The sequence below is a fragment of the Nocardia sp. NPDC050710 genome (genome assembly GCF_040654375.1).
Taxonomy (GTDB): domain Bacteria; phylum Actinomycetota; class Actinomycetes; order Mycobacteriales; family Mycobacteriaceae; genus Nocardia.
The window spans coordinates 79113-104647 of record NZ_JBFAHV010000018.1 but is presented as its reverse complement, the minus strand read 5'-3'; the positions used below and the strand labels follow the sequence as shown (position 1 = coordinate 104647).

Below are 25535 nucleotides of genomic sequence, written 5' to 3'. Positions count from 1 at the left end.
GCGCGTTCGGTGCTGACCGGCGAGAACCCAATGAGGTATCGCGATGTCCGACACCGCCCTGTGCTCACTCGTCGGTGGTCGGGGAATTTTGGTGCGCTCACAGTTGCGCCGTCGCTTCCACGCCGGGACCGGTCGGCGGCTCGACGCCGGAGTGGACGCGGGCAGGGCTGTGTGTCGTGCGGTCGATATCGGCGGGAAGTGCGTCGACGATCAGCGAGGTGGTGTGGTCTGAGTGTTCAGCGGCAGTGAGCTGTGGCGTGCCGAGCTCGCGTGGTGCGAGAGTGCCGTTGTCACCTGTGGCGCGGGCTCCGGTGATGCGTTGGGTCCATGCCGCCTTGCGCGAGATGATCTCCTGACCCTGGCTGGCGGCCGAATCCAGCCATAGTTCGACCTCACTTCGCACCACGAAAGCCGCTGAGTCCGGCGCTGTCCCGCCCAGGAAATTCTCGATGTCGTCGGTCAGCTCTGTCGCGCCCTGCGAGAGTGGCACGTGCCCGCTGGCGATCGCCGACAGCCGCACATAGGTTGAATGCTGATCCAGCCTGCCCAGCGCCTCGGTCCCGGCGTACGACAGGTCCTGCGGGTGCGCGGGTGTCCTGACGGTGTGCACGGCCCCGGTGATCGCGGCGGCACCGACCGCAGCTATCCGGTCACCGCGCCCATTTCGGCGCGACAGGTCCGTATCGCGCAGCGCCAGCTCACCGACAAACAGCAGGCGATCGACGCGGGTGTCGCCGAGGTCGAGGCTGTCCAGGACGTGACGAAGCCGCGTGTTTTCGATGTCGAGCAGTGTGTTGGCGTCGTCGCTGAAGACAGCCTCGATCGCGATGCGTCGCTCCGCGAGCACGTCGACCAGGCCCGCGAGCATGCCCCAGTCCCGGGGATCGAGTGCAGGGACGGTAGCAATCATCTCAGCAGCATCGACAGCGGAGCGGATTCGATCGCGGTAGTCCCACACCAGCGAGGTCAGCTGTCGACGATCGATGTGCCCGGCCCACAGCACGGGAATCGGTAGCCCCCGGTGTGCGAGAGTCTCGCTGCGCGCAGTGTCGGCCAGCGCCCGGTCATTCGGATTCAGCAGCTTCCTCGCGCTCTCCCACCAGCCGCTGTCAAACTCGCGGTGGGCCAGTCGATCACCGCTCAGAAGGCCCGCGAGATGGCGCGCCACCTCGGGCTTGACGTCCTCGCCCGGGTCGATCAGGACAGGTACCTCATCGACACAGTCGAGGTCACCAGTATTTCCGCTGAGGTAGGCGAGCACGAAAATCGCAGTTCTACTGTCGGATTCGCTCACCCCGAGCGCACGCAGTTCCGCATCGAGGGCGACGCGATCGGTGCGTGTAGCTGGCACCACCAGCGCGGATGCCACACTGTGCGGCAGCGGAGTCGCCGACTTTGTCAGCACTGCCAGCGCCGCACCGATGGCTCGGCTGTGATGGTTGTGCTCCACCATCAAACCACGCCGCCTCTGCTGCGCGGCTGCGTCGAAGGTGGGGTCGATCTCGACGGTGCGCGCCTCGATGTCGATGATCAGCCCCTCTACGAGGTGGTAATGGGCAACGAGGTGCTCCACAGCTCTCGCGGCCACCGTGGAGGTGTCCTTCCACAGCAGCGCATGCCGCAGCCGGTCAGCCGTTTCTTCGCGGCCCCGATCGCGGTGACCGGTGAGCAGCGTGTTTTCGACGGCCTGCTGCCGGGCAGTCCGCTCGCTCTCCGGCGTGTTCTCCATCTTCTTTCTATGCGCGTCGCGCTCAGCGGCTGCCCGGTACAGTGCAACAACGACGAACAGGTAGGCCAGCTGTTGGCGTGCTCCGCGCGGCACCATGCCAGTCCGCGTCGATCCCAAACCTGGACTGTGCCGTTGGTCCACCGCCACTCACCTCGATCCCACATCACGAGGTGCCCTCGGCAACTGGGGTGTGACTCCTTCGCCCAGCGCCACAGAAATTCCGAGCCCGATCTTGCGCGAGGCCCCCGATCGCGCAGTGCACCAACGGCTTTCAGCGACCTTGCTGCACCTCACTCGACCGGCTGTTCTCCCGCACCACGACGGAACCTCTGACGCACGCGCTTGGCTGATGGGGCGTCTCATAGCTGCGCAGCCGGTTCGGGGCCGGATTGGGTGTCGCTGACATCATCAGCACGCACGGGCACGTCGAGCCGAGCCTGGCGCACAATCCCATCGGGTAACGCAGCGCCGATGACCGACCGCAGATCGCTGCTGGCCGGTTCGCGTGACGGAGTTGGCTGTGGCGCGGTCACGTCGGTCCCGAACGGGGCGAGTCGGAGTTCCCCGGCGTCGCGTGCAGCACACACCGCGCCAAGTCGTTCATCCCACTTCGCCCTATTGGCAGTGATGTGATCGTGTTGGGCCTGAGCCAACTCCAGGTAGGCACTGATCTGGCGGCGCAGAAGAGTGAGGGTGTGCTCGTTCATAACGGCCCCAGTGAGGAACGTGTCCAGCGCTACGACCAGTTCGCGTATGTCCTTCTCCCGATCGGGGCCGCCGCGAGTGATCCGTGAGAGCCGAACGAGAATCGACCACTCATCGATATCGGAGAACTCGTCGGGACAGTCGTGGTCCAGGTTCAACTGATGGAAACTCTTGCCCGCCCCCCGCAGAGCATCGTTGATCACCTCGGCGGCGTTCTCGGCGAACCGCTCACCGCGCTCGGACAGCCGCGCATGGTCCCAGTCGCGCTGGTAGAGCGCCCCAGCGAAGACCGCGTGGTTGGTGTCGATGTCACCGAGGTCGCACTCGTGCAGCACCTGGCCAAGCCGGATCCGCTCGATGTCGAGTAAACCCAGCCCCTCGCGCGCGCCGGTCTCGAGAGCTTCTCGTTGATGCCGCAGTGACACCACGCTCGTGTGCAGGTAGTCCCAGTCGCGTCCAGCGAGCGCTGCGGGCCTGTCGACCAGCAGCCGTGCCGTCTGGGCGAAATCCTTCAAGTGGGCACGATATTCAGTCAGCAGATATTGCAATTGTCGTCGATCGACGTGGTCGGGCCACAGCGCTGACACCGGCCCGGACCGCAGCACCGCGGACGCGCGGGCCGCCGCGGCCCGATCACGATCGTCGGCTCGCAGCAGCGCAGTCGATGATTCCCACCACGGAGAGGGCTCGGTCATATCACGTATGTCGCCGAACCACGAGTCCTCCGGATCCTGGACAAAGCGGATCTCGCCGTCGATCGCGGGTTTGATTTCCTCGCCAGGATCGACCAGTACTGGTGCTTCCTCCAGAAAATTCACATCGACGGTGTTGCCGCTCAGATAGGCGAGGACGAAAGCAACTGTCTTGCAGACCGATTCATCCACGCCGAGCGCGGTCAACCGGGCGCGGACCGCGTCGCGGTGCCCGCGGTCGAGCGGCACCCACACCACCTCATCGACCCGCTCGCTCACCTGCGGCCAGAGGCGTCGCAATATGGCCCCAGCTGCGGCACGTGCTTGATGGTTGCGCTCGCGCTCGGCGATCCAGAGACGATGGTTCTGCTCGAGGTCACCGGCGAAGCGGCTGTCGATCTCGACGGTGCCGGACTCGACGTCGACGAGCAAACCTTCGGTGTCGCGATAGTGGCTGACCAGTTGCCGGACGAAGGCAGCGGCCCGTGGGGATTGCTCGCTCCACACCACGGCCTGCTCGAACAATTCAGCCAGCAACTCAGGTGCACCGTCGAGCACCGCCATGTCGAACCGCCCCTCGGCGTCGGTTCGCATCTGGGCGCGAACCTCCTGCGGGGTATCGGCCATTGTCCGCCGATGCTCGTCCAGGTTCGCGTACGCGCCACGCAACGCCAGCACGACGAACAGATACGCCAACTGCTGGCGTACCCCAACCGGCCGAGCCGCCAGCCCCACCGAGCCAGCCTTGATCCGCAACAGATCCCTCATCGTCGATCACCCGGCCTGGACCGCTCCGACTCGGCTACCACTGCGACGCCGCCGTCGGTCCTGAGCACCGGTGCCGCGGTCGGCCGCAGTGACGGAATCGTCATGGAGGCCGCGAATACTGACGCGGTGTCGTCCTTCGATGTCATCGACCACGTACCGGCCGCGAAGCCGCAGACGCACCACCACGACTCGCCACCCCGTGAGCGTTCGGATCGCGGTCGGGCTGTCCGACAACGGTTCTCAACAATCAGATGACGGGCACCGGCCACCGGATACCGACGACCAGATTCGGTCACCACGTCCTGGCCGACCGGCGGTCGGCCGCGTGCACTCCCCCACCGCTGCCGATCGTGTGGTCTTGTGCTCCCGCATTTGTCGGTCGCCATTGATCGGCTCATGCCGTTTGCGTTTCCTGACCGGCTCATGTCATCGCCCCGGGGCCGGTGTCGGCGCCCGGTCCGATATTCGGTGCTCCTAGGTCAGGGCCGGTTGATGCTGTGACGTCTATGCCTGCGGCGGCCTCTGGTGACGGGATGGCTGATTCGATGGTCTCTCCGATCCCTGGTCCATCGTCAGGGCCGGGTTCACCTGGTGTCTGCTCGGTGTCGAGGTCATGCAGGGCGCCGCGGATGATGACTTCCTCCGCGATCACCGCGACCGTCTCGGCCACCTCAGGAATCGGGGCCTCGGTCGGCCCACCGGTCTGCGCTTGCGCCGCGAAAGTGTTCGGGTCCACCTCCGCGTCGGCGGCCAAGCGCTCTTTGAATCGCTGTGCTCGTTCGTGCTCTTTCTGACCCTGATCGGCCGTGCTTTCGGCTGCAGCGAATGCGCCCGTCGCCGCGAAGTCGGCCTTGCGTGCGTTTTGATCGTGGGCGATGGTTTCTTGAAGTCCTGCTACCCGATCCAAGTGATCGATGCGCCTCTGGATCAGTGTCAATTCCAGAATGTTTTTCGCCTCTTCCCGGTTATTGCGGCCCTGCAGCAGATCACGCTCGGCCTTATTCTTCTTCCGGGTGTGTTTTCTCTCAGTTTTGCGGGCGGTTTGGCGTTCTTTGAAATCAGCGATCTTGATTTCTTTTTCGGTCTTCGTTGTCCGTGTGCGCGCCTGGGTGAGGTCGACATTGGCTGTATGCTCGACCCTTTTGCGGTGGTCTTGGAAAAGGGCCAGCAGGGCCTCGAACTGCATCTTCTGGCCGCGCAACCGGATTTCTCCGATTCGGGCGCTGTTCAGTGCGGTTCCGCGGGCGCTGGCTTCGACGCTGGCATTGCGTTTCCATACCAGTTCTTCGTCGCGGCGGTCCTGTTCTCGGAGCTTGCCGGCCATGTCTGCGTTGTGGCGCTCGGTCTTCTGGTCCGCCTCCAGGAGGGACGCCGCGATCCGAGTGCTGTTCAACGCTTTTCGCAGCTCGCTCTCGTTCGCCGCGCGTGAATCGGCGGCAGTCGTCAGGATCATTTGATAAAGGGCCTGGGACCGGAGGATGCCGGTGACCATCCCGGCTCCCATCGAGTGGGTGATCTCGTCGACTGGTTCGCTCACCGAAATCTCCAAGACATTTCCCGGGGCCGCGACACCGGTCGGCGGCCCTCACGAACGACTGGGCGCTCGCCGTTCCAGTTGTGCGGTAGCGAACCCGAACGGGCAGAGTCTGCGCCGGTTCCCTGCTCAGGCTCGACAAAAATGGTTGAGGACGCAGCGCCGACCTGTACGGGGGACTGAGCGATCGACCGGAATCGGTTACCACAGACCGAAGTTGGTCCTCGACTCCATCACACCCGAACAATTACGGCCTGACCAGCAGCGAAGCAGATGCAGTTTGTGCTGATGCGCCCAAGCATCACCACAAACCCGACCCTTCGTGACTCTTTACCCACGAGGTATCGGATTCAGGACAAAGCGAGGAGGGCGTCGCGGCATTGCATGAGCGGTTCCGGCGAGGGGTTCCGTGCTGACACAACCCTCGGAACTGATTGCCGATCTCCCCCAACATCCGGTCCGCTGGGGCAGGATATTCCGCGGGTGCGCCAACATCGACAGGCGAGAGATATCCGCTGATCACCGACCCATCGCGCCTTCAGGAAGAGATAGACCTTGATAGAGCCGGACGTAGCCGTGCACGTCGGACACCGTGCTGGCCTCGACATTGATAGCCCGCAGATGGTCAGTGACCGTGCGGATGCGCAGCGGTGTCGTGGGATCTCGGTGGTAGGTGATCTCGCAGGACCGAGTCCACATGCGCTGGAAATCGTAGTCGTGCTGAAGCCGGGTCAGTAGTTGCCGTGCGTCGGCCGCTCGACGATGCACGCCCAGGGTGGGTTTGAGTAAGGCCACCATCTGTGCGGTTTCGAGTTCCCAATCGGGAAGCCGCTCGCGGGCGTCGGTGCTGAAGTGCCACAGCAGCAAGTTGCCCGCCTCGGCCAGGGCGGGGAAGGTGTCGTGCATGGTGTGGTTGGCGGCCAGCAGGTTCCAGAACGGGTCGAAGTAGGCGGCGATGACCTGTGCGTGATCGAGGCGGGTGAGCCGGTCCAGCACCGCCGGACTCTGCCGGATGCGTGCCCGCACGATGTCACCGCTGAGGACGGGCACCGGTGGTTCCCTCAGTTCGCGGATGTGGCGGGCCTGCGCGGCGGTGAGTCCGTAGCCGGCGGTAAGCAGTTGCAACGCTTGTGGGGTCGGGACTCGCAGATCCTTTTCGATCTGGATCAGGTAGGCGGTGCTGAGTCCGACTCGCTGCGCGGCCTTTTCGCGTGACAGCGCGCGACGGGTGCGTGGATTGTGCAGGGATTCACGGATCTGGCGCAGGAAACGGCCCAAGCTCGGCATCGACACCTCCATATGCGTCGGTGTGGCCGAAGTACCGTTGGAAGTCGATGTCGTGATTGGTTCGGCCGCACCAGTGCTCGCATGCTTGCTGGGCTGGTGTGCTGTCAATCGCTTCCCTTGGATGTTAGTTGCCTGCCGCGCTTGTTGTTCGACGTGGGATAGGGGTTGGCCGGATGTCATGCGGTGACCCGGTAGTCGGCCAACCGCCAGCCGTGTTCGGTGCTGGCGGTGAACGCGGAGATCGTCAAGGTTCGGTACGGGGTGGTGGTTCCGTCTCGGTGCAGCACGATTTGGGTGACAGTGGTGGTGACGGTGCACTGATCGGCGCGGCAGTCGCTGACCACATCTGCGCGGGCGCTGGCGGAGATCACATCTTCCGAGCGCCGCCACGCTGACCATTGAGGCGGTTCCCGCACGCCGCTCGCGGGCGCGCCGCTGGCGGCGCGAGCCAGTTCCCCGGTCAACCAGGCTCTGGCGCGAGTCAATGCGGCCCCGGAGGTGGCGTCGGCGGCTGGCTGCCAGCTGAACATGGCGGTAAGTGCTTGTTCGGCGGCCAGTTGCGGGGCTGCGCCTTCGGGTTGCGGGCCGCGCAAGTCGTGGTCAGCGTCGCCGGGTTGATGTTGCGGGGTCGCGGGCGCGGGGTCGGTGCGCTCGCCGACGACCAGCGTCGCTGTCACCACGACGGCCGCCACGAACCCGACCAATACGAGCAATGCGCGAGTTCTCCTCACCGGAGTCGCCCCCCGCCGCCGGGCCACACGCACTGATCGATAGCGGTCTCGCAGCCTGACGACCTGCCGATGTCCGGGGCGTGTCTCGCTCGCCGGTGGCGGCCGCGGGCTTGTGCCGCGGCGACGGTTGCGAGCCGGATATGGTTGTGGGCGGCAATCATTCGGACGGTCCTTCCGGGATTCAATCCAAGCTCCTGCTGTATTGCGGTGCGGTGGAGAGGATTTTGTCGACGTAGGGGCGGGTTTGTATCTGGTAGTCGGTGGCGCCGGTAGGGAATCCTCCGGAATTGAGGACGGCGCCTTCGCCGGCGTTGTAGGCCGCGAGGTACAGCTCGGTGCGGCCGTTGAGAGCGTGGACAGTGCCTTCATCGATCCAGGTGTCGATCTTGTGAGCGATCGCGCACATGTAGCGGCCTTGGCCGATGATGGCGTCGCCGGGATCCCAGACACTGGCGGTGCCGTTGCCGTCGGAGTCGAGCACGTAGGGCTGTCCGTCGTCTGGGTTGATGGCGGCGGCGGTGCTGGGGCGGAACTGGGAGATGCCGTCGGCGACTCCGGAACTCGCCTTCGGGTTGAACCCGGATTCGGCGTGGCCTTGCGCGGCCAGCAGCGAGGCTTTGATCTGCGGGCACAGCGCCCCGGCCTTGCGATACCACTGTTCGTACTCCGCCGGCACCGTACCCGCTGCCAGGTCGTCATCGACTGTCGCCGCAGTGGCACAGCCGGTGCCCGGCCGCCCGCTGGTACCGGTTACCGGTGACCCGTCGGGATAGCCTCCGCCGGTAACGGTGATGTGGACGTGATCCATGTGGTTGGCGGTATCGCCCCACCCGTCGCTCTCCAGAGTCGCGGGTTCGCCGTTCACGGGCCGGTACACCCCGCGCCAGATCACATACTCCACGCGCAGGGCCTGGGCGTTGGCTATCACGTAATCGGCGACTCTGTCGCCCAGGGCTTTCCCCTCACCGCTGGTGTAGTCGGGGATCATGACGTCCACGGCGCGGCCCTGCGGGTGATCGGCGATCTTGTCGGTCTGCCGCCATCCCCCGATGCGGGCGATCTCGGGGAACTGCACCGCGATCGTGCGCGCCACGCGTACCGCGTCGACCTGCAGGTGCTCCTCGGATCCCTTCTCCGGTGGCAACGGCGGCAATACTGCACCCGGTTCCGAGACGGTGACGTCCGGATCGTGTTGACTCGTAGTAACGCGGGTGCTCGGATTCGGAGTCGAATCCCGCTGGCCGCCAGCGGGATCGGAGGCACCGGCCAACCAGGCCGCGGGATCCTGGGCCTGCCCTCCACCCAGCCGGGTACCGCTCCAGGTTTCGAAATGCAGATGCGCACCACCCGGTCCCGCGGGCACGGTTTGGCCGTTGTATCCGACCAAGGCGATCTGCTGGCCCGCGGACACGTGCTCGCCTGCGCTGACGGTGATGTCGTTGGGAAACATGTGCCCGTACACCGTCGACATCGCCTCCCCATCGATGTTGTGGTCCAATACGATCCAGGCACCGAAGCCGTCCGCGGCGCCGGCCGCGGCGACGACGCCGTCGGCTGCGGCGTAGATCGGTGTTCCCGCGTCCGCGCCCATGTCGACGCCCCGGTGGAACTCACCCCCCTCGCGTGGGCCGAATCCTGAGGTGATCCGGTAGGTGCCCGTTTTCATCGGCGCGACCTTCGACCCTGGCGAGATCTGTGTGCCGGGCGCTGATCTGGTTGGGGTGCAGTCGGATTTGTTGTCGTCGAGCATGAGAAGGACGACCATGCTGATCGCGGTCAGCCACACGATCATCGTCGCTGCGGCGAGGGCGCCCGGCTTCATAGTTGCGTTCCGGGCTTGCCGACTTCGTGCAGACGGTCGAGTTCCGCCACCACAGTTGGGGGGTCAAAGCTGGCGCGGGTGCTCATCGCGGCACAATGGGTTCGGTGTGGTTGCCGTGGCGGCGTGCGTGCAGAGCGGCGACGAGGTCGCGGTTGAGTTGCTCGAACACCGCCAGTCGTGCTTGGGTGTCGGCCAGCTCGCGGCGCAGCTGCGAGGGCGAGGCGACTTTGCGGTGGCGGCCTTCGGCTGCGCGCATCCACTCGCGAATGGCGCTGGCCGACACCCCGATCTGGTCGGCGACCGCGCGACGAGCCGCCGATTCGGACTGCCCTTGCCCCTCGAGCGCCACCACCGCGGCGATGGCCGCGTCGCGCACCACGGCATCGATTTCCTTATACCTGCTGTAGGTTCTCGTCGCACTTGCAGGTCGCGGACCTTCGCGGACTGGTGCTTCGCCGACGTTTGTGATGGATCTTCCGGTCTTCTTTCTCACTGTTTGTCGCTTTCCTCGGAGCACGACGCCGTTGCGAGGCCCACCGCAGATCTGTTGACACTTCCCGCAGGCCACCGAACTGTGGTTCCGCTGACGAACACCATGGCGACACAACGGTGCAAAGGGTGAGGGCAGGTCACAGGTCTGCTCCCGTCTCGATGCCGACATCTGTCGCCGCAGTTCCTGTTGCGGCATTCGGTAGCATCTGGGTGTCGGTGAGCTCACCAGCTGCAATCGATACCGAGTCCAGTCCGGCCGCCTCGATCAGTGGGCGGGCTCCCGTGGCCGCCGCGGTTTCGGGGAGGGATGTTTCCTTTGCGGAAGTGTGAGCACTGCGGGTTGTCCACCGCTGCATCCGGATTCGAAAGGACCCGCTGAACCTTTCCGCATCCGCGAACCCAGCATCGAGGATCGCCTTGACCTGTGCCCGCGCCGGTTGCGGCACCCCGGCGGTGACGAGTGCTTGGCCGCACGCGGCCACCGACTTGTTCCTCCGCTCTCGGTTCCCAGCGTCGCTGTCGCCGTCGGTGTTGGTTCCAGCCATGTAGATCCAGTCGCGAATCCGGCTCAACTCAAAGGCGACGGAACCCGAGGGCACGTGGAGCCGGTCCTTGTCTAGGCCGGTGACCCCGGCCGCTGTGAGCACGGCCTTCATCTGCTGCTCAACATGCTGCGACAACGTGCTCGCATGTTGGCTCCCACGCAGGTAGTCGGCTTCCCGCTTGGAACGGTCATCGGCCCACAGCAGTTCCGGCAGCTGGGTCGATATACCGACATCGAAGTCGCGCAGCAACGCCTTCAGCTGCTGCCGCTCGATCTCTACCAGGCCAGGGCGTTGCTCCGCCATCGCGGTGAAATGGGCCCGCTCGTCGCGGACAATATCGAGGATGTCGAAGATCTCGTCATAGGAACCGCCGGTCTCGTGCATGTAGATCTCGGCATCGGGATCAGTGGCGAGATAGCGCGCGTAGTCGATCACGTGCTGCATCGCCTCCGCGTAGCGGTGCAACCGGTCACCGACCATGTCTCGGTCGATGTATTCGGGCCAAGGCGAGGCAGGCTGATGCCCACGAAGGATCTGGCGGCCCTCTTCCCGAACAGCCTCCTGATCTGCTTCTACCAGAACCGCGGTCTCTGCACTCATCATCGCCCGCGCGGCCTTCGGGTTCCTGGCGAATACGTCCAACAAGACCTGCATGCGGCCTTTCACCTCGTCGCCAGGGTCGACCATCACACTGGTCTGCTGCAGGTACCCGCCCACCGGCCGGGCGGTGAGATAGTCCACAACGAACAACAGATCCGCACGGACACGGTCATCGACACCGGTTGCGGTGAGTTGTCTTTCGAGCTCGCTGCGACGAGCTCGCAGCGTCGCCTCGTCCAACCAAGGGTTGGGACGGTCACCATGCCAGTTCGTGATTGCCTGTGCGAGGGCATCCTGATCGGACAGGTCAGCGGCATCGAGAATCTCGATTGCCGCGACGACTGCCGCTTCCTGACGCTTCCACGCCGCTGACGCGGTGACCTGTAGCTGCACCGCGCCCGCCGAATACCCCGGCAGCAGCGACACGCCACTGTCCTCCGGATGCTCACCGGGGGAAATGGTCACCCCGTACGTATCTTCGAAATGCCGTGTCAGTCGTTGCAGCATCTGCGCGGCGAGATCGGATTCACCACGCCACACCAGGGCGTCGACGAGCCGATCGGAGATCTCCTCCCGCCCTGCGGTTTCGACGTCGGTCAACCGCAGCCGTTCCTCGGCAGCGGCCACCATCTCCAGCAGCTGCTGGCCGAACTCCTCTGCACTCATCCCGCGTTTCTTCTCACCCAAGTGGTAGACCCGTACACCGGTCCGGCGCACCGCGATCGAGGCCAGCAGGAACCCGACCTGCTGCCACAGCCCGACCGGACGGTCACCGGACTCGGTCACGATCGGTTCTTCTGGGTTGGTCACCGCGGGAACTCCTCTCACCAAGCCCGGTTGAACATCGGCGTGTCCCCACACATAGGTGTTGGTGTCTTATCCGTTTTGCATCGCTGGATTCTCAGCCCGTCCCGCGATAGGCGCGTGATCTCCCCGGACGCAACCGACCCGACGCAAACAGGAAAGATCTGGTGACGTTCTGGTTTGGCAAGACACCCTTGAATGCCGCTGTGGTGGTGCAGAATTCGCGCTAGGGCGCAGTCAGTCATGAGGACCTCACCGAGATCCTGAGCAGCCGACGCGTTCTCGGGCCTGAACCATTGCGGGGTCACAGGTCTACGCCTGTATCCGGCGCTTGGATGGACAGTTGCGCGGATTCTGGTGTGACGCTGTCGGCGTCAGCTTCGCGTGTCATGTCCGGGTCGGCGGGAAATGCGGCCTTGATTAGATTTGCCGCGGACGCTGCAGTCCGGTTTTCAATCTCAGCCGCCGTCGCGACCAGTTCCGGCACCGGCTCACGGAGTCCGAATGCGAGATATTCCGGTGTTGCCAGACCAAGCTGGTAGTGGTCAAGGGCTCCGCGGGTGTCGTTGATCGCCGTCACTTCCGCATGGCTCGCGGGTAGGTCGTGCCAGATCGGGTCGGCGGCAACCAGCCGCATTGTCTCGGCCTCGATTGCCTCGAGATCCGCGCCGCTGCTGCGCATTCGCTCATCCCAAGCCGACGATAATGCGGGGTCGCGGTCGGCAATCGCTCGTGCCACCGCCCACCGAGAAAACAGATTCTCTACCTCGACCTGGTGGCGAATCGTCGCATACTGTTGTTCGGACAGTGGTTCGCGATCGAATAACTGCGGGTGACTGATCGCCTTCAACCAATCGTTATATTCCTCGTGGCGTTCCTCATACCGATGCATCCGTTCGGGATGGCTCCAATGGGAATTCGGATCCGGATCGTATTGGTACTGCTCTCTGCGCTCGGGCTGGTAGTACTTTGCCTCCTGCACCGCCGCTCGCAATGTCAACGCTGCGACCGACTGCAACCGCAGGACCTCCCCGGCAGCGGATAGTCGAGGAAGATCATCCCCCGCAAGCGCGGCGCGCACGAAATCCGAACAGGTGACTGGCGGCTCGGACATTCCATCGGAAGGTGAGGTCATCGTGCCCCCTTCCCGTTCTCGCCCTCTTTCCGACCACAGCCGTCACGACCTTTCCGGATAATTGGTTGTCTCAATGTGTTCTCCTATCCGCATCCGCGGGGCGGGCGTGGTTGTAGGTTCCAACCACTTCCGTCGGACCGGACTGTCGTGACGTGCGTGGATCATGGTTTTTCTCATCGTTTTGGCGTCGTTGGCTTCTCATCCGTTTTTCGCTTTCTGTCCGGTGTCGCAAAGTCCGGACGTTGCGCGGTGTTCGTCTGATGTGAAGTGGGAAATAGATGCGGCATCGGGCATCGAGAGCCGATACGCCAGTGAGCTATTCGAGTAGAGGTGGTCATGGCTCGACCACTGGCGACTCCGGCACAGCGACATCGCTGCCGGACGGGACGGCGCTCAAATCGAGCTTGGCGTCTGAGGGCAAGTTGTTGTCAAGTCGGCATGCCTCGATCAATTCGCTTGCTCCAGCCGCTGCGAGCTGCCGGTCTGGTTCACTGGTGTCGGCGACGACCTCGCGGGCCTGGTCGTCCCGTTCAGCGGCGGGGATTATCGCGCCCAGAAAATAGTCGATCCGGTACTCGTGGTAATCGTCCTCAGACCCGAGGGCACGGATTTCCGCGTTCAGCGCGTCGGCGGCGCGGTCCATGAGCGCCTGCGGCGACGGTGGTCGCGTAGCAGGATAGGCCGACCGTTCGAGATCTATCGCGACGGCGTCCGTTGCATTCGTGACATCGTTCGCTGCCCCAGGATCGGCATATGCGCGCCAGCGAGCTTCGAGTTCGCGGTCGTCGTAGAAGTAGGTGGTTTCCTCGAACAGGTTCGTCCAGCCCAGTTGGTCGCGGCCCCAAAGTTCGGCTTGCTCGCGGTCGCTGAGCCCGGCAACCGACGCGGTGGCGGCCGCTCGCCCCCAGATCACAGCCATGTTGCGTTCGTGGCGATGTTGCTCTTGCGTGTCGGGCGCCAGGGAGTCGTTGCGGTAGCGCCATCGGCGCTCGCATGCGATGGCGGCCATGTGCTCGAGAGTCCAAATATCGGCGGCGATCGCGTCGATCAGCTGCGCGCGAACCGCCTCCTCTCCCTCCGGCACCGGCGCACGCTGGTGTCCCCGGACAAACACGTTTGCCGCCACATCCACATCGGTGCCGCGGACTCCGGAAGCCCTGGCGCGCACTATCAATTCGTGCTCCTCCCTTTTCAAGTCGTCGCGGTGTGCACGCAAGTGGTCCAGTGCCGGGTCGCGCTTCTGCGGCCAAAGCGGATCCAGGTCGTTGTCGCGCGTGATCCGCCACTGTTCTAAGGCAAGGTCTCGTATACGGTCGAGCAACCGTGATTTCCATCCGATCAATTCCCTTGGACTAACGGGATCAGTCATCCTTGCTCATCTCCGAACATGCGTTTCTGAAACTTTTCTGCTGGTCCAGCGGCGGCCCGCCCAGCACCTCTCGCGAAACTGCACGGACATCAGAATTCGGGAGTACTCCCGCGCAGCCGGCCCAAAGTTGAGCTCTTCCTTCATCAGTCATTGCGGACACCCAACACCGCCAGCGCACGACCAGGACGTCGACACACGGCACCGGAGTCTCACAATCGTTCGGAAACGAACAATTGACGAACGAATGCTGAGACAGACGAACTCAATCATGAGATCCCACAGTGGTCATGCGGCATCACCGGGGTTGTCGAAATCCGCGAAACGGGTATTGGTGTCGTGGATTCCAGTGGCGCGCTCGGTCTCGGTGAGCTCAACCAAGAACGGGATGCCGGGTTGGCGGCCTTCGCCGATCTTGAGCAGGAACTTCCCGGTCCCCGGCGGCGTGGGACGCACCTGCCCGGGACGGATCGCCTCACCGGTGAGCGCTTGGGGTGCGGACCAGTTGGTGACCATGGCGCGTTCGACGGCGGTGAACGGGATGATGCTGTCGAGGCGGCTGACCTCCTCACCTGGTAGAGCCCCGAGAATCTTGGCGCGGGCGCGTTCGAGGAACCCGAGTGCGCGGCTGATCGCGGCCGTGGTGCCCAGTGACTGCAGGTCCTTGATGGTGTGGCTGATCATGATCAGTGCTACCGCGATCCCGCGCTGCAGTCGAGTCAGTTCATCGACGCGTTCGACCATGAACTCCCCCAAGCTGAGCACCTGCCACAGCTCGTCCATCACCACCTGGAAGTAGCGTTGCGGCGCCAGTCCGGCGTCGGTGGCCATGTTCAGTGCCTCCACCGCGGAGAACCCGGCGCCCCAGCAGGCCAGCATCACCGCGGCCTTGAGCTTCTTGTCGCCTTTGGGGATGTGGGAGACGTCGATGCACACGGCGGTGGAGTTCAGGTCGATCCCCACGGTCGTCGGGCCGTTGAAGATTTCGCCGAATGGACCTTTCGTCAACGCCCGCAACGACTGTCGCAGCGGAATGATCGTCGCCTGATACCGCTGCTCGGTGTCGGCGGCGGCGTCCAGGCGCAGCTCGTCTGCGCCGGTGACGATTACCTCCAGCAGGTCGTCGAGGATCGGCTGATTGTCAGCGGTGAACCCGCGTCCGCCTACGGCGATCGGGGCGTAGAGCATGGTCAGCGCAGTCGCGATGACGGTTTCTTCGAAGTCCGCCACTCGCTGCCCGCGTACCAGCTCCACCAGCGCGCAGACCAGCGCGATCTGGCGGGCGCGCAGCTCTTGGGCCAGGGTTTCGGCGCGCTCGAACATTTCCGCGTCCCGCAGCTGGGCCAGGACCTCGCCCATGACGCCGGTGTCGAGAGGGTTGAGGTGACCGTAGCCATAGCCGAGGTCGATGACCTGCCCGCCGACCAGCTCCACCAGCCGCCGATAGTCCGGCTTCACATCGGCCAGGATCAACGGGGTGATCCCTTGGGCGATACCGCCGAGCACGATGCGGCGCACCAGTGAGGATTTGCCGAATCCATTGAGCCCCAGCACGAACAGGCTGGGAGCGGTGATGAACCCGCCACGGTTGAACCAATTCATCGGATCGAAGCACACCGGAGCGCCGGTCCGCAGATGCGGACCCAACGGTGTCCCGACCAGCGGCGCCCCAGCACCGACCGCCCACGGCCACAACCCGACCACCTGGGCGGTGGTGGCGCGCCACTCGGCGGGGCGCCCGACCGCTGAGACCCGCCCACCGGTGGGACCGGCGTAGCCGTTGTCGGTCAATCGCAGTGCGGGCCGGTCGAAATCGTCGTGCACGGCGGCCTGGGTAAGCATAGCGACGTTGCGGCGGCGGCGATCATCGCGCGACAGCAGCACCCGCGCCCATATCCTCGGCAGCCCGCCCGCACGGTGCCGTTGCTCCAGCGCGGCGCGCTTGTCGTCGGGCAGAGTCCGCGGGCCGCGCCGCCCCGCAGCGGGCCGGGATCGGGGTGAGTCGGATCGCTTGGGCATACTAGCCCTCCAACGCTTCGGGGATCGTGGCGTGTTCGGGCAAGATGACTCCCACTCCGAGCGATGCGGCGAATGCCGCCGATTGGTAGGTGTTGCAGCGGCGGATGGTCAGCCGCGCCTGTGTGGACAGGTCTTGTACGAGTGCCTCGATGCGTGGAATGTCTTCTCCGCGTGGCGCGGTGAGGGTGATCAGGATCCCGTAGCGGGTCAGCCCGTGGCCTCGGGCCTGCTCTTGGCGTGCCTGTTCGGCGTTCGCGACGCGGATGCTGGCACTCGCTGAAACCAGGCCGCCTTTGGTGTGTTGCTCGGCGACGCGGGCGTTGCGCCAGTCGTCGTCGACGATGCGGGTGGCTTCCGCGGCCGAGTGCGGGCGGTAAATGACCGCCACCCGTTTGCGCGGCAGCTCCGGGTTGGGTTCGAGCAGCCGCTGCAGTACCCGCTCGGTCAGCACGCCTGGTGGCGCTTGTGTCATCTCCCAGGTGATGCTGACCGCGCCGGAGTGCAGCAGCCGGTCGTAGCGCTGCTGCTCATCTTGGGGTCCGGCCATCGACCACGGCACGCCGTGACCGCCGGGTTCGGCGGCGGCGGCCTCGAGGTCGGCTTGGGCGGCAGGGTCATAGGCGCGGCGCACGACGGCGGTGATCTGCGCGGCCGTCATCGGTTCGGCCCGGACCCCGGCCTCGGCCAGCGCCGCGAGAATGCCCGGCAGCCGCCGCCCGATCTCGAGGGCCTGTTCGGCGGGGATCTTGCGACGCTCGGGGGTGGTCGCCTCGAAGGTGATCGCCACGCGTGGCTCGAGCTGGACACGTTGGCTGGCCAGCTGATCGGCCAACTCCCACATCACCCGCTGAGCGACCTCGGGGGCACCCGGGCGGACAATGGCCGACACTTCCGCGGTCAACCGGTTGCCGGTCTCGGGGACCGTATCGATCACCGGCACAATGGCTTTCACGTCCGGTGCGCTGCCCAGCGATGCCAAAAACGATCCCCACGCGGCGACCCATTGGTCGACCAACTCCTGGTCGACGGCCTCCCCGCCTTGCGGCCAAGCGCGCAGCACCACGGTGTACTCGTCGAACTTCGGCAGATGAATCAGCCCGAAGCTGTGCCCGTCCACCGCTTGGCCCTGATACAGCCGCGACGGTGCCAGCAACCCCGGTAACGTGGTCGCACCGCCCGGGATCGCCGAGAACGACCCCGACCGATACCGGTGTTCGCCGCGGCGTGCTCCGCGCCACCACTGCCACAACAGCAACGCCCGCACATACCCGGTGCGGCCGCCGATCTGGATCACCAGCGGAGCCGTGACCACCGTGCCGACACCGAGCAGGATCCCCGCCGCCAACAGCCCGACGATCGCCTGTGCCAGGACGACGGTGACGATCACGACTCCCGCTGTCACCATCGCTACCCACGACAGCCCGAACAGGCCTTCGGCGCGGGGTCGGGTTCCGGCACTGTAGGTGCGTTCGTAATATTCTGTCACCGTCGCGACTCCTTTCCAGCCAAACCTGATGTCCTGCTCCGCATGTCAACGGTCGATCCGATGCCGGCCCAAGTCCGGGCCGTCGCTGCGAGATGGTGCCGCAGGCAAGGCTCTGTTGCCGGCGACGTCGTGGCTGGCGCGGTCGACGGTCTGCCCCGTGCTGTAGCTCGCTGCGCCCGCGCGCCCGGCTTTCCTGATGACATTGCCTGTGCCTTGTGCGCCCGCCGGTAGCTTCCGTGCGCTACCGGAACCGTTCGGCCCGCTGGAGGGGCCGGGGGGCAATGACTTCGGGGCGCCGCCCGTCTCGGGACGGCCGGGCGGTGGCGGGGTCGGGGGTGTTGGGCTCCTAACGGAGACGTATCCCGCTGATCCAGCGCCGCCGGATGCCGCGCCCCGGGCCAGCAACGCCTTGCCCGCGGTGAACAGTGTGACCGCAGCACCGCCCGCGATACCTGCGGCGCCGGCACCGCTACCGCCGGAGCCGATGACGGACAGCGCCGGAACCACCAGGCGCACCAGTGCCGGGAGCACGAACGCCACGCTGCACAGCAGCACGACCCCGATCAGGGCACGATGAGCGCTGTCGAAGCTGCTGGCCTCCCCTTGGCTGGCCTCGCTGTTGGTTTGATCGGCGGTGACAAAAGCGATCATGTAGACCAGCGCCGCCACGGGCTTGAACAGCAGGAACGCGATGATCCAGGCACCGAGCTTCTGATAGGCCTGTCTACCGCCGGTGGTGCCCGACGCCGCCGCGGTCAACGGGTAGACACCGACAGCGACGACCAGCAGCGCTTGCCGGATGATCGTCAGCACCGTCATCGCCAGCGCGCCGAGGATCCCGACGATGGTGACCAGGAAAATGAACCCGGGCCCATACACCCCGAAACGGTGAGTGTTGACCAGCAATTCGGCAGCACCGCGGGCGTTGCCGTCGGTGGCGTCGTCGATGATCCACGCTGACAGTCTGTCGGTCATCCGGGCCCCGGCCAGGATCGCTGTTCCGGCCACCCAGGTGGTCATCGTGCTGCGGGCCAGCATTTTGAACGCCTCTTCAGCGTGCTCGGCGGCGGCCTGTGCCCGGGCGATCCCGATCCGCAACGCCGAGATCACGATCGAGAATGCCAGCACCCACGTTTGCAGTTGCCGTGTATAGGAATCCACGCGCCCCCACAGGGTGTGCTCGGGATCCGCGTCGGGGCCTGCGCTGCTCAGCAGTTGGTCGTTGGGCAGTCGGACCCACAGCATGCTCAGCGACAATGCATCACCCAGACCGTCCAGGAGGGTCTCGGTGACTTTCCCGAATGCGGAGTCCCACAGCTTCGATTTGGTGGCTTCGGCGGCGCTGCCCGGATGTGAGGCGGCATTGCCGGCTTTACAGACCGCGGAGCTGAAATCGCCTGCAGCCCCGCCGATCACTGGGATCTGCGACAGGCCGTCATGGATGTCGTTGCAGGTCTGGTCGAAACCGTAGCTGGTGGATGTTCCCGGGTCGGGGGTTATGGGGGTGGGTGTTTGGGTGGGTTGCGCGAGTGCGGCGGCCCCGGCGCCGAGCATGAGCGCGACCGTTACCGCGACCAGCGCGAGCAGCCGCCGCAGCAGGATCATGACCATGTCGTCCACCCCGCCAGGTCGAAGGTGACGGCACTGGGCAGCTGGGTTCCGCTGCCGCGCAACCGCCAGTCCCCGCCCGACCACACCATGGGCACCGTTGCGGTCACCCACGACCGGGTCTGCGTGGATTCCTGCTCGCGTAGAGCCAGTTTCACCACCGCCAGGTCCTCGGCGTAGCTGTCGATGCGGAAGGCGTCGTAGGCGAGCAAGGTGCGGGTGACCCATTCCGGTTGCTGGGGTGGGAGTTTGCCGGTCTTGATGCCCTCGTCGAATCGCGCCTGGTCGGCGGCGGTGAGCACCAGCCGATCCCGCAGCACCGCGCGATCGCCCGGGCGGGCGGCCACCTGGTACACCGTCATCGCCGCGGCCAGCGCCGCGCCTTGCGGGGTGCGGGCGTAGCCGCCGGGGACACCGTCGTGCAGCCGGGTCGGCCCATCCGACGTCGAGAAGGGCACCACCACGCCGTGGACGCGCTGCCAGCCACCCGCCTCACGCAGCCCCGCCGGGGTGGCAGTGAGCCAGTCGCTGTCACCGGCCCGCTTCTGCGGGGAACGCTGCTCACGCAGGTGACCGTGAGGGTTCGTCGGAATGTCCACACGGCGACCGAACAAGTCGACCTCCGGAACGCCGAAGCCGTCCTGCCCGCCGCCAGGCACCGAAGAGGTGGGGACCGGCACCGTCGACGGCGCCGTCGGGGCGACCTGGTTGTCGCTGGTCCGGTTGATCGCGAACGCGATGGAGCCACCGAGCAGGATTGCGACGAGCAGTGCGGCCGACACAACCGTCCCGATCCCGGCGCGGCCGCGGTCCTGCCTCGGTGCCTGCGAGGGTCCGGAAGTCATTGGGATGCCTCAAGTTTCACTGCGGCGTCCATGGTCGCCGCGACGCGCACGACCGGGTCGGTCGACGTCGGATCGGGCAGTTGCAGCCACCAGTCCCCGGCCAGCCACACCACCGTGGCGGTGTTCACCGCGATCGACTGGTCCGGGAAGCTGGTGTAGATGTCGACACCCGCGCGGGTTGGGCTGTAGTCGGTGATGGTGTAGCCGCGCACGCGCGGCGCTTGGGCTGGATCGGCGGGTGATTGGATCGACAGCAGCCCGCGCGAGGTCACCCACTCGTCCTTGCCCGGCCCGAAGGCCAGCTCATAGCGGGCGATATCGACCCAATCCGCATCGGGGGCCAGCGACATCCGAATGGTGTGCACGATGGCCGCCAATGCCGCGCCCGGCGGAGTCTGCCGGAAACCTGTCGCCGCGGCCGAACCGGTCGTGGCCGGGCCGTCCTCGCCGCCCGGCACCAGCACACCCTGATAGACCTGCCAGCGCACACCCGCCGGGACCGCTGTCAGGTCGGCAGCGTGAGGGGGTGCGGAGTGCGGGATGTCTTCTTCGCCGCCGCATGCCAGGCCCATCACCAGCACGGCAGCGGCGGTTGCCACTGCCGCGACCGCACGAACAATTATCAAGGGATGTCGAATCGTTGTCATTGCCAGCGCCTTTCGTGTCGCGGGGAGTTCAGAAGGCCAGATTCATGAGCAGGGAACCGGCCAAAGGCCAGGCGACGCTGGCGAAGATCCACGACGCCAACGTCCGCACCGCGTCTGCGGGGGCGGCGGGCGGGCCCGGGGGCGGGCGGAAGTATTCCCAGCCCGCGCGGCCGCCCACCCAGGCCAGCCGCGCGATCAATCCGGTCTCCACCAGCCACAGCAGCCACCGGAACAGCTGCTGTAGCGGCTCGGTGACCTCGGCCGGCAGCTCCTTGTAGGCGAGCATCGTTTCGAGCATGGGTGCGCGCCGACTATGGCCTGATGATCTCGTTCATGATCGTTCCGGCGCTGGTGGCGACGATGCCGCCGATGAGCGCGCCGACGACCATCTTGGGGCTCTCGAGCATCCCGCCTTGCCATTTCTCCCAGGCGAACTTGCCGCCGGCGAAGATGATCGCGGCCACCCCCGACAGCAGGACGAACCACGTCAAGTAGCGGACCAATTTCTTCAGGCCCTCGACCCCGGGCGGTGCTTCCGGGGTGTAGTTCTCGGTTTGCGCGAGCACGATTGTGTGTTCGGCCGCCGCGAGTAGCCAGCTCATGATCTTTCTCCTTTGCTCCTGTGGCGGGTGTTGTGCAGAGTGGTGATTACCTCGACCAGATCTCGGCCGATGTGGCGCACATCTGTTGGCGCCGTGGCGAGTTCGTCGCCGCGACTGTTCTTGTCCGGGTCGGCGTCGCCCGGGTTCCATACGGGCAGCTCCGCGTGGGTGGTGAGCATCCACGCCTCGTGCCAGTCGACGCGCCACAGGTGCTCGACCAGCCCGCTGTAGAGGTCGCGGTCGCGGCGGATCTCGGCGGCCAGGCGACCGGGTCGTGCGGCGACGGTTACCAAGCCCACGACGAGGCTGTCTCCGGCCAGTCCGGCATGGTGCTGGCGCAGCAGTGCATCGGCGGCGGCGAGTCCGATGGCGGTCTCGCGGGCCACGAGCAGCACATACGGGGACTCCTCGCCGATCGGGGCCGGCCAGCGCCGATGGCAGTCCGCGGCGGGGGCGAGCAGCCGTTCCAGGCTTGTCGTGCCCGCTCCGCCGTGTGCGCCCAGCAACCACAGCAGCGGAGGGCGGGCGTCGATGGCGCCGGGACGGGGTACCGGGACCGGACGATCCCAGATCGGGGCACGCTGCTCGGGCGCGGGGGCGACGACCCCCCGCGTCGCCGTTCTGTGGGGGCGGATGGGCACCGGGCGGTGGGGGTGGTCCGCGCGGTGGGCGGTATCGGTCACGGTGCTCATCGCCGGGTTCTCATGCGGTCTCGACCGCGACGATCAGCGCACGGTCCTCACGCTGGGTGGTCGAGATGGTCTGGGCGTGGACAACCGTCGAGCCGTCGGGGCGTTTCTCGGTGAGGACGACCGCCCACCGGTCGATGCCTGCGGCGGTGATCGACACACAGTGCTTGGTCCCGGCGGGGACTGCGTCGATTCCGGCTTGGATCTCGGCGTCGGCGCCGAATCGGCCGTCCGGGGCGAGCAGCCGCCGCACCGCGTCGGCGGCGCGGTCGACGTAGTAGGCGTATTCGAGTGCGAGGATTACCTCGGGCGCGGACGCGGGCGATCCTTTTCCGTTGCCGCTGATCCGTTGTGGGCCGTTCTCGGTCCGGCACCAGCTCGGGTCGGTGGCAGGCACCGAGGTCGAGATCGTCGCCGAGCTTGGTGGTGGCGCCGCGACCGGTACCCGAGCAGGCGGTGAGGACTGCGTGGTCGGAACCAGCCACACCGCCAGGCCGATCAGCCCCCCAATGATCGCCACGCACGTGATCGCGAGGATCAACCGTGCCCCAAACATCCGCGCCCGGCTAACTTTCGGCGCTTCCCCCGCGCCAGCGCCAGACACGTCATTGGCGGGGGCGGATGGCTCTGGGTGCGCGAGCCACAGGGCATACCCGTGTGGTTCGGGGCCTGTCTCGGCGTCTGGGTCGCCGGTGGGGGTCTCGAATCCGGTCAGCGCCTGCCAGCTGTCCTCGTCCCAGACCGGTGGCGGCAGCTCGACGTCGGCGTGTGCGACGTCGCGATTACTGTTGTCGCTCAACGCTTCTCCTTCCCCTTGTGCGGTGCCCCGGGGCAGCGGTCATCGGGTCGCGGTCGGGGGCGGTGCCGTCGTCGTGGAAGACCCCGTGTTCGATGGGCTCGGGGTGTTCGAGGCGGGGGGATTCGCCGGACTCGACGGCGCCGGTGTGGCGGTGGCGAGGTCGCGGGCGATGGCGCTGAACCAGTCGGTGGTGAACCGCACCGCCGACTGCCCGCCCGTGGTGACCGGGTCCGAGACATAGGAGCCGCGGCGTGCGATCGCGTCGCTGTAGCGCACCCACGTCGCGGTGTCGATCAGGCCGGAATTGTCGGTCACGGTCGACACCACCGACTGGAAGGCCTGGCCCACCAACCGCGACGCGGTCGCCGGTGGCACCAGTTGCGGCAATGCGCCCACCAGTTTTTGACCCAGCACAGCGAGACCGGCGGCGGGATTCGCCAGACCGGCCGCGGCGATTTCGGCCAGGTTCGTCGGGGTGATCACCGCTTTGGCGACCGTGACCACCGCGTTGAGCGCGATCGTGCCGATCTTCATGACGGCCTTGAGGACGTTGTTGATGTCCAACGGGGTGCGGGGGTCGCTGGCCTCGGCGAGCCGCTCCGACAGCGACGTGCGTGACGAAAGGGACAAAGAGGCAAGGGAATTGCCGCTGACGTCGTTGTTGACGACGTTGGTGACGGTTTTGATGGCGGTGAACGCCAGCGCCTGGGAGACCGAGGCCAGTGCCCGTAACGGATCACCGCCGGAGTCGTTGGCTGCGCCGACGATGTTGGAGACCACTGTCAGAATCGGCGCCTTCTCGGGGGTGTCGCACGCTAGATCCCCGGCCACGCAGAAGCTCGCGACCCGCCGCGCGAGACGGCCGAAGTCGGTGGTGGAGTTGCGGTTCGGGGAGATCCCGCCACCGGTGTTCGGTTGCTGAACCAACCCCACGAGCTGCTTGACCGCCTCTCCGGCGGTGCCCGGCGCGGGGTCCGGGACAGCCTGGCCTGAAGCCCCCGGCAGCGCGGGGGTGTTCGGGGCACGGGTGGGGTCGCCGAACAGGGCCACCGCCGCCACCCGATCTGCCGCGATCCCGCCGCCGCGGCCGACCTGCTGGGCGAACAGTGACGCCACCTGTGCGCCATGGGAATACCCGGCCACCGCCACACTGCTGGATCGACAGCGCGCCAGGAACTCCGACGCGGTTTGATTCAGCGCGGCCAGACCACGCTCGACGCTCTGGTCATAGGGTGTTGAACCGCTGCTCGTGCTCACCCCGGCCAGCTCAGGTTGGAAGCGCACATACACACGGTCCACGGAGCCTTCCTCGATGCCGACCGCCAGCGGCCGCAACACCTCACCGAGCAAGCCCGAGTCCGTCGTGTTCGCGGCATCGGCGGCAGCCTGGCCGGGGCCTTGCACCCCGATGGCCAACAACGCCGGGCAGTCCGACTGCCCCGGGGCGGCGACCGCGGCTGTCGGCGTCATCACGGTGGCCGCGGCGGTGGCGGCGGCCAACACCGTCACCACCGTTCGCGCGGCCCGGGTCATCACGAGCATTCCTCGGCTACAGGCTGGGTCTCCTCCGCTGCCCCCTCGCTGGTGATCTCGTCGGCGTGCTGATCACCACCTGGTTGCTGCGCGTCTGGTTCTTCCCCTGGCTGCTCGCCATCAGGCAGGTTCGTGCCGGCACCCAACGCCGCACCCGCCGCCGCGCCAGCGGTCGCGCCGACCGCGCCACCAGCAACCAGCAACGGCACCCCCACCACCACCGCACCCGCCACACAGCCGCCGAGACCACCGACGAACGCACCCAATGGCGCCGCCAGTCCGCCCGACACAGCGCCGCCGATAACTCCACCCGCGACGCCACCAACCGCCATACCCGCGAAGCATCCGCCGACTCCACCGACGAAGCCGCCCGCGTTGGCGCCCACCGCCATTCCGGCCACCCCGCCGGCCATCGTCGCCGCAGCCTTGCGGTCGGACTCATCGGTCGAGAAGCCCACCGCGTCGAAGCCAGCGGCCGCCCACCACTCCGCCTTGTCCGCCAGATCCTGCGCCACCGCCTGCGCTTCCGGGGGCACCCAGTCGGGCACGGTCACCGTTTCTGTGCCGACACGCAATGTCCGCGTCGGCGGGACCGGGGCCTGCTCGACCGATTGCCCCGCCGGGGCAGACTCTTCGGGTCCCTCCAGCTCCTGCTCGGCCTCCGGCTGCGGTGCCGCAGGCTGAACCAGGCGCTGGGGCTTGGTCTGCTGACTGGGTTGGGGCCGCGGCGGATTCGGGATCAGGTCCACCACCGTTGGCACGTCCACCGGTGCCGATGCGGCAGGCGGCGGCGGGCTGGTGCTCAATCCCGGCTGACTGTGGCCTTGACCCGGCGACTCCAAGCCCGGCTGATCGGCGTGCGCTGCGGGGGTGGCCACCAGCACCGCCATCACCGGCAGCGCCGCGAACGCCAACATCGGTCTCCGTCGTATATTCATAGATGCCTCTTTCGCTGTGTTCGGTACTGACCGGTCCGGCGTGTGCTGCGCCGGTTGGTGTTCGAGCGCTCCGCCGTTCTGAGTGGCGGGGACCTGCGGCAGGTGTTGGCGGTCAACACCACGGCGGCATGCGCGAGAGGGCCTGCGCAGCGGCCGCCG

21 protein-coding genes are annotated in these 25535 nt (G+C 66.3%); all 21 read right to left on the bottom strand.

What is annotated here, in order from left to right:
• Window positions 1–97: 97 nt before the first annotated feature.
• The 21 genes from AB0H61_RS26490 to AB0H61_RS26390 all read right to left on the bottom strand — a co-directional run bounded on the left by AB0H61_RS26490 (window position 98) and on the right by AB0H61_RS26390 (window position 25355).
• Window positions 98–1825, bottom strand: a complete 1728-nt coding sequence (locus tag AB0H61_RS26490) for a hypothetical protein (RefSeq protein ID WP_357309516.1) — start codon at window positions 1823–1825, stop codon at window positions 98–100.
• Between the two features lie 263 nt (window positions 1826–2088).
• On the bottom strand, window positions 2089–3894 hold the full coding sequence (locus AB0H61_RS26485) for a hypothetical protein (RefSeq protein ID WP_357309513.1): 1806 nt from the start codon (window positions 3892–3894) through the stop codon (window positions 2089–2091).
• A gap of 421 nt (window positions 3895–4315) precedes the next feature.
• Window positions 4316–5443 carry a hypothetical protein gene (locus AB0H61_RS26480; protein ID WP_357309510.1) on the bottom strand — a complete coding sequence of 376 codons (1128 nt, stop codon included), beginning with the start codon at window positions 5441–5443 and terminating at the stop codon, window positions 4316–4318.
• Window positions 5444–5947: 504 nt separating this feature from the next.
• Window positions 5948–6715 (bottom strand): helix-turn-helix domain-containing protein, encoded by a 768-nt coding sequence (locus AB0H61_RS26475; protein WP_357309507.1) that lies wholly within the window; start codon window positions 6713–6715, stop codon window positions 5948–5950.
• A 176-nt stretch (window positions 6716–6891) separates the two neighbouring features.
• Window positions 6892–7446, bottom strand: coding sequence for a hypothetical protein (locus AB0H61_RS26470; RefSeq protein WP_357309504.1), 555 nt, complete (start codon window positions 7444–7446; stop codon window positions 6892–6894).
• A gap of 181 nt (window positions 7447–7627) precedes the next feature.
• Window positions 7628–9268, bottom strand: coding sequence for a peptidoglycan DD-metalloendopeptidase family protein (locus tag AB0H61_RS26465; RefSeq protein ID WP_357309502.1), 1641 nt, complete (start codon window positions 9266–9268; stop codon window positions 7628–7630).
• Between the two features lie 82 nt (window positions 9269–9350).
• Complete coding sequence (locus AB0H61_RS26460) at window positions 9351–9647, bottom strand: transposase (protein ID WP_357309499.1); 297 nt, start codon at window positions 9645–9647, stop codon at window positions 9351–9353.
• A 250-nt stretch (window positions 9648–9897) separates the two neighbouring features.
• Complete coding sequence (locus AB0H61_RS26455) at window positions 9898–11715, bottom strand: hypothetical protein (protein WP_357309496.1); 1818 nt, start codon at window positions 11713–11715, stop codon at window positions 9898–9900.
• A gap of 298 nt (window positions 11716–12013) precedes the next feature.
• Window positions 12014–12844: a hypothetical protein gene (locus AB0H61_RS26450; protein WP_357309493.1), complete on the bottom strand. Its 831-nt coding sequence runs from the start codon at window positions 12842–12844 to the stop codon at window positions 12014–12016.
• Window positions 12845–13178: 334 nt separating this feature from the next.
• A complete protein-coding gene (locus AB0H61_RS26445; RefSeq protein ID WP_357309490.1) occupies window positions 13179–14213 on the bottom strand; it encodes a hypothetical protein in 1035 nt (344 codons plus the stop codon).
• A gap of 285 nt (window positions 14214–14498) precedes the next feature.
• Window positions 14499–16229 carry a hypothetical protein gene (locus AB0H61_RS26440; RefSeq protein ID WP_357309487.1) on the bottom strand — a complete coding sequence of 577 codons (1731 nt, stop codon included), beginning with the start codon at window positions 16227–16229 and terminating at the stop codon, window positions 14499–14501.
• Window position 16230: 1 nt separating this feature from the next.
• The gene (locus tag AB0H61_RS26435; protein WP_357309484.1) at window positions 16231–17715 is read right to left on the bottom strand and encodes an SCO6880 family protein; all 1485 of its coding nucleotides are present in this window, start codon (window positions 17713–17715) and stop codon (window positions 16231–16233) included.
• Window positions 17716–17760: 45 nt separating this feature from the next.
• Window positions 17761–19326, bottom strand: a complete 1566-nt coding sequence (locus tag AB0H61_RS26430; RefSeq protein ID WP_357309482.1) for a hypothetical protein — start codon at window positions 19324–19326, stop codon at window positions 17761–17763.
• Window positions 19317–20168, bottom strand: a complete 852-nt coding sequence (locus tag AB0H61_RS26425) for a hypothetical protein (protein ID WP_357309479.1) — start codon at window positions 20166–20168, stop codon at window positions 19317–19319. Before AB0H61_RS26425 ends, AB0H61_RS26430 begins: the two co-directional genes overlap by 10 nt.
• Window positions 20165–20767 carry a hypothetical protein gene (locus tag AB0H61_RS26420; protein WP_357309476.1) on the bottom strand — a complete coding sequence of 201 codons (603 nt, stop codon included), beginning with the start codon at window positions 20765–20767 and terminating at the stop codon, window positions 20165–20167. Before AB0H61_RS26420 ends, AB0H61_RS26425 begins: the two co-directional genes overlap by 4 nt.
• Window positions 20768–20843: 76 nt before the next feature.
• The gene (locus AB0H61_RS26415; protein ID WP_357309475.1) at window positions 20844–21113 is read right to left on the bottom strand and encodes a hypothetical protein; all 270 of its coding nucleotides are present in this window, start codon (window positions 21111–21113) and stop codon (window positions 20844–20846) included.
• A 13-nt stretch (window positions 21114–21126) separates the two neighbouring features.
• The gene (locus AB0H61_RS26410) at window positions 21127–21417 is read right to left on the bottom strand and encodes a hypothetical protein (protein WP_357309472.1); all 291 of its coding nucleotides are present in this window, start codon (window positions 21415–21417) and stop codon (window positions 21127–21129) included.
• Window positions 21414–22109, bottom strand: a complete 696-nt coding sequence (locus AB0H61_RS26405; RefSeq protein ID WP_357309469.1) for a hypothetical protein — start codon at window positions 22107–22109, stop codon at window positions 21414–21416. The genes AB0H61_RS26410 and AB0H61_RS26405 overlap by 4 nt, the downstream gene beginning before the upstream one ends.
• A 10-nt stretch (window positions 22110–22119) precedes the next feature.
• On the bottom strand, window positions 22120–22905 hold the full coding sequence (locus AB0H61_RS26400; protein WP_357309466.1) for a hypothetical protein: 786 nt from the start codon (window positions 22903–22905) through the stop codon (window positions 22120–22122).
• Between the two features lie 39 nt (window positions 22906–22944).
• Window positions 22945–24438 carry a cutinase family protein gene (locus AB0H61_RS26395; protein ID WP_357309464.1) on the bottom strand — a complete coding sequence of 498 codons (1494 nt, stop codon included), beginning with the start codon at window positions 24436–24438 and terminating at the stop codon, window positions 22945–22947.
• A complete protein-coding gene (locus AB0H61_RS26390) occupies window positions 24438–25355 on the bottom strand; it encodes a hypothetical protein (RefSeq protein ID WP_357309461.1) in 918 nt (305 codons plus the stop codon). The genes AB0H61_RS26395 and AB0H61_RS26390 overlap by 1 nt, the downstream gene beginning before the upstream one ends.
• Window positions 25356–25535 lie beyond the last annotated feature (180 nt).

Bases quoted from the DNA above. Each gene is read 5' to 3' on its own strand.
- AB0H61_RS26490 (WP_357309516.1), bottom strand. From the start codon at position 1,825: ATGGTGCCGCGCGGAGCACGCCAACAGCTGGCCTACCTGTTCGTCGTT.
- AB0H61_RS26485 (WP_357309513.1), bottom strand. From the start codon at position 3,894: ATGAGGGATCTGTTGCGGATCAAGGCTGGCTCGGTGGGGCTGGCGGCT.
- AB0H61_RS26475 (WP_357309507.1), bottom strand. From the start codon at position 6,715: ATGCCGAGCTTGGGCCGTTTCCTGCGCCAGATCCGTGAATCCCTGCAC.
- AB0H61_RS26465 (WP_357309502.1), bottom strand. From the start codon at position 9,268: ATGAAGCCGGGCGCCCTCGCCGCAGCGACGATGATCGTGTGGCTGACC.
- AB0H61_RS26450 (WP_357309493.1), bottom strand. From the start codon at position 12,844: ATGACCTCACCTTCCGATGGAATGTCCGAGCCGCCAGTCACCTGTTCG.
- AB0H61_RS26445 (WP_357309490.1), bottom strand. From the start codon at position 14,213: ATGACTGATCCCGTTAGTCCAAGGGAATTGATCGGATGGAAATCACGG.
- AB0H61_RS26440 (WP_357309487.1), bottom strand. From the start codon at position 16,229: ATGCCCAAGCGATCCGACTCACCCCGATCCCGGCCCGCTGCGGGGCGG.
- AB0H61_RS26430 (WP_357309482.1), bottom strand. From the start codon at position 19,326: ATGGTCATGATCCTGCTGCGGCGGCTGCTCGCGCTGGTCGCGGTAACG.
- AB0H61_RS26425 (WP_357309479.1), bottom strand. From the start codon at position 20,168: ATGACTTCCGGACCCTCGCAGGCACCGAGGCAGGACCGCGGCCGCGCC.
- AB0H61_RS26415 (WP_357309475.1), bottom strand. From the start codon at position 21,113: ATGCTCGAAACGATGCTCGCCTACAAGGAGCTGCCGGCCGAGGTCACC.
- AB0H61_RS26410 (WP_357309472.1), bottom strand. From the start codon at position 21,417: ATGAGCTGGCTACTCGCGGCGGCCGAACACACAATCGTGCTCGCGCAA.
- AB0H61_RS26405 (WP_357309469.1), bottom strand. From the start codon at position 22,109: ATGAGCACCGTGACCGATACCGCCCACCGCGCGGACCACCCCCACCGC.
- AB0H61_RS26395 (WP_357309464.1), bottom strand. From the start codon at position 24,438: ATGACCCGGGCCGCGCGAACGGTGGTGACGGTGTTGGCCGCCGCCACC.
- AB0H61_RS26390 (WP_357309461.1), bottom strand. From the start codon at position 25,355: ATGTTGGCGTTCGCGGCGCTGCCGGTGATGGCGGTGCTGGTGGCCACC.